The sequence below is a fragment of the Corallococcus terminator genome, from assembly GCF_003611635.1.
Lineage (GTDB): Bacteria > Myxococcota > Myxococcia > Myxococcales > Myxococcaceae > Corallococcus > Corallococcus terminator.
In genome coordinates this window covers 1-3,655 of record NZ_RAVZ01000546.1, presented here as the reverse complement: position 1 = coordinate 3,655, position 3,655 = coordinate 1, and the positions used below count along the sequence as shown (strand labels likewise).

The window sequence follows — 3,655 nt, the reverse complement described above, 5'->3', positions numbered from 1 at the left end:
GGCACATCCGGAGCCTGCCCCCTCCGCCGCCTCCGCCCTTCGTGCTCAACGCCGCGCTGGAAGCGGGCCCTTCCGGGAGCCTGCCCGTCGCTCCGTCCATCACGCCCATGCATGTCTCCGGAGCCCGGAGCGCGACGCCTGCGCGGATGCAGGGACTCGGCTCGGGTCCGGGTCGCGAGGCCCTGCTACCGCATCACCGTCCCGCGCAGGTCGCGACCCGGGTACCGGAGACCGCGACGGAGCGCCTCGCGCGGTCCATCGCGCAGGTCGCGGCGGGTGATCACACGCACCCGGCGGTCCAGGGGACGGGCACCGCGCCGGTCGCAACGCCCGCGGGTGCATCTTTCTCGGGTCCGGTCCCGCATGGCGCTCCGGCCGTGCGCACGCCGGGTTCCACGCCGCTCCCGCACGGTGCTCCGGCGCAGGGCACGGCTACGGCTCGGGCACCGGCTTCCGGTCCGGCTTCGCATGGGGCACACGCGCAGGGCAGCGCGCCGACCGTGGTTCGGTCACCGGCTTCGCACGGGGCTCCGGTCCAGGGCACCGCGACGGCCACGGCTCATGCACCGGCCTTTGGCCCGACCATGCATGGGGCTCCGGTGCAGGGCAGCGCACCGACCGTGGTTCGGTCACCGGCTCCGCACGGGGCTCAGACGCAGGGCGGTTCTCCGGGCGTGAACGCAGTCCGTTCACGCAACCCCGGTCCGGTCCCGCACATCGCGCCGCTGTCGGCACCGCTTCCTTCCGCCCGAGACACCCTGCCGTCGGCATCGGCCCACGCAGCGCCGCAGAAGGCCCTGCCCGGGGCGCTGCTGGCCCTGCCCGCGTTGTCCTGGACGCAGCCGGGGCCAGTGACGCCCACCTCCATGGCGCCGGTGTCGAGGTCCGAGCTGCCTCCGGAGCGCCCTACCGTGAAGGTCATCGCGTTGCTGAACCGCTCGCCGGAAGCCGCGCCGACGCCTCCTCCTCCCGCGCCCCTGCCGCGTTCGCAGGTCGGGCATCCGCACGCGTCCTCGCTGACGATGCCGCCCCTGGCCACGCTGCCCTTCAAGCCGGAGATGCGGCGCCTGGCTCCGAACGTGGTGGCCCTGCGCGTGTCGCCCCAGGCGCGCTGGGTCATCATCCGTTCGGACAGCGACCTGCAGGTGAGCCGTTCGGAGGCACTGCCTGGAGACGCGACCGCCTCGCCTTGAGCGGGGCTCTCACGACAAGCAGGGCGAAGAACACAAGGTTCCCCACGACACGCCTGTGAAACACTGCTGACGCAGCCCCTTGCAATCGCATCGCAGGTCATGGGGTCCTCCTGGGAGCGAAACCGCTCCGAGAGGACTTCGCATGCAGCCACGGTGGTGGATTCCCTTCTTCCTCGTGCTCCTGGCCGGATGCGGCGGCACCACGAGAGCGGTGCGTCTGGACACGGGCCGTGGCGCGCCCATCGTGATCACTCCGCGCGGAAGTGCCACGCCGGTGAAGATCGACGCGGATGACTTCCAGGGGGCCGTGGAGGCCCTGGCCCACGCCGCGCGCCCCGCCACCCGGCCCCAGGCAGCGGCACGGCATCTGTTCGGAGTGGAGCCACGCAGCGGCGCCTACCTGTACGAACCCCACCGTCGTCGCATCACGCCGCTCGGGCCCGGTGAGCACCTGGAGGGCGAGTCTCCAGCCGAGGAGGTGGAGTTGACGCGCGCCTACCTGCGCTGGTGCGAGCGCACCGCCAGGAAGGGTGACTGTCTGCACCTGTTGGCGGAGAGCCCCACCGTCACCGGGGATGGGAAGTACGCCCTGGCCCTCGCCCTGGCCCAGGGCGTCGTGCTGGAGGAGATGCTGGAGTCCTTCAAGGACATGGCGGATCCCCAGGCCCTGCTGACCAGCGTCCTGTGGACCTGGACCACGTATCTCATCCTGCTCTCCGTGCCCGAGCCGTTCTCCAAGGGCATCGCCGCGGTGATGACCGTCACGCTCATCGGCTACGTGGGCCTCGATACCTTCTGGAGCCTCATCGTGGGCTTCAAACAACTGGTGGAGGCAGCGGACCGGGCCAACACCTTCGATGAACTGCGAACCGAAGGAGAGCGCTACGGCAAGGTGATGGGCAGGACCGCGGCGCGAGCGTTCGCCCTGCTGGCCATGGCGGCGGTGGGCAACACGACAGCGGGGCTCGCGGCAAAGGTCCCCGTGCTCCCAGGCGCCACGCAGGCAGCGGTGCAGGCCGGTTCGCAAGCGGGCATCCGGCTGGCGGCGGTCGGTCAGGTGAGCTCCGTGGCCGTGAGCGCCGAAACCGTCACCATCGCGCTCGCACCGGGTGCCATGGCCATGGCGGTCAACGGAGGCAACACCGGTGGCTCGGCTCCGACGGACAAGGGGGGAGCCTGGCACCACATCGCCTCCGACAAGTTCAGCACCTCCACCAACAACGGAGGCCCCTGGACACAGCGGTATCAGAAAGTCTTCGACCGGGCGGGGATGTCACTCGACGATGCTGCGAACCAGGTCCAGATCCCGGGACATCGGGGCCCCCACCCACGGCAGTACCATGAGGAGGTCTACGAGCGACTGGACGAAGCCACCTCGACGTGTCGAAGCATCGAACGCTGCCGGGAAGCGCTGACGAGGATCCTCGCGATGTTGGCGAAGGAGATCGCCCAGGAGGGAACGCGTCTCAACCGGCTGGTCACCCGAAGCAAATGACGCGAGGATCGCCGCATGCCGGAACGGTTCTTCAAACTGACCGATGATCCGTACATCTCGGGGCGTTGGGAGCTGGGGCATCCCCTGGATGAACAGGGACACACGCTGGAGGACCCCTGGCAATTCAGGATCGGCCAGCGGGTCTCCACGCACGAGCGCATCCGGATCCCCATCGAGATCGCCGGCAAGCCCCTCGACTACTCCCACGCGGCGTTCAGCATCCCCATCGTCCACGCCCGGGTGGCGTCCCTCTTCACCGCCATGGCCCCCGACGACGTGCAGCTCATCCCGGTGGAGCTCGACACCCCGGCCAGGCAGCACTTCATCCTCAACGCCACGCGCCTGATGAAGTGCATCGACGACGCGGCGAGCGAGGAGGTGCGCTACTGGACCCCCGAGGACGGGTTGCCCGAAAAAACAGGCACCTACGCCTCCGTGGCCGGGATGCGCATCGACCCGTCGAAGGTGGGCGACGCCAAGGTGTTCCGGACCTGGGGCTGGACCGTGGCCTTGATTGTCTCAGGAGACCTCAAGGAGGCCCTGGAGCAGGCGGACATGACCGGCACGCGGTTCACCGAAGTGACCGGAACCGACTCCGACCCCTGAAAGGGGCCGGCCCTCCGCGTCCTACATCGACACGGACTTGTTCGGATCGATGAGGCTCTGCAGCGGGCTGCTCGCGTCCTCGGCGTCGTGCTTCTCTTCCGGCTCGTAGGCGCGGACCTGCGCTTCGCAGTGGTTGCTCTTGCGGCTCTGGTGACAGTGCCGGATGCCGTAGACGTGATGGCAGCCGCACGGATCCACGCGCTTCTTGGCGCACAGCGCCGGATTGAACACCGGACCCGCGGTCAGCTCCACCGGCCCCGCCTGCAACGACATCGCCAGCACCACCCCAGTCAGAAACCCCATCGCCCACCCCCTTGATGCACGACAGAGAAATGGGAATGCCGATCCAGGGCCGCAAGCC

Annotated in this window: 4 protein-coding genes; 3 read left to right on the top strand and 1 reads right to left on the bottom strand. The window is 69.4% G+C overall.

Annotated elements, in window-relative coordinates; genetic code table 11:
• Positions 1-674: 674 nt before the first annotated feature.
• The 3 genes from D7V88_RS42785 to D7V88_RS39775 all read left to right on the top strand — a co-directional run bounded on the left by D7V88_RS42785 (position 675) and on the right by D7V88_RS39775 (position 3,294).
• Positions 675-1,193: a hypothetical protein gene (locus D7V88_RS42785; RefSeq protein WP_147449085.1), complete on the top strand. Its 519-nt coding sequence runs from the start codon at positions 675-677 to the stop codon at positions 1,191-1,193.
• A gap of 142 nt (positions 1,194-1,335) precedes the next feature.
• Entirely contained in the window at positions 1,336-2,688 is a 1,353-nt protein-coding gene (locus D7V88_RS39780) for an AHH domain-containing protein (protein ID WP_120545721.1), read from the top strand.
• A 15-nt stretch (positions 2,689-2,703) separates the two neighbouring features.
• On the top strand, positions 2,704-3,294 hold the full coding sequence (locus tag D7V88_RS39775; RefSeq protein WP_120545720.1) for an imm11 family protein: 591 nt from the start codon (positions 2,704-2,706) through the stop codon (positions 3,292-3,294).
• A gap of 21 nt (positions 3,295-3,315) precedes the next feature.
• Here D7V88_RS39775 and D7V88_RS39770 read toward each other — a convergent pair whose 3' ends face one another.
• The gene (locus tag D7V88_RS39770; protein ID WP_120545719.1) at positions 3,316-3,597 is read right to left on the bottom strand and encodes a hypothetical protein; all 282 of its coding nucleotides are present in this window, start codon (positions 3,595-3,597) and stop codon (positions 3,316-3,318) included.
• Positions 3,598-3,655: the final 58 nt, after the last annotated feature.

What these genes read in the sequence shown, in the direction of transcription:
- D7V88_RS39780 (WP_120545721.1), top strand. Translation starts at nt 1,336, where the DNA reads ATGCAGCCACGGTGGTGGATTCCCTTCTTCCTCGTGCTCCTGGCCGGA.
- D7V88_RS39775 (WP_120545720.1), top strand. Translation starts at nt 2,704, where the DNA reads ATGCCGGAACGGTTCTTCAAACTGACCGATGATCCGTACATCTCGGGG.
- D7V88_RS39770 (WP_120545719.1), bottom strand. Translation starts at nt 3,597, where the DNA reads ATGGGGTTTCTGACTGGGGTGGTGCTGGCGATGTCGTTGCAGGCGGGG.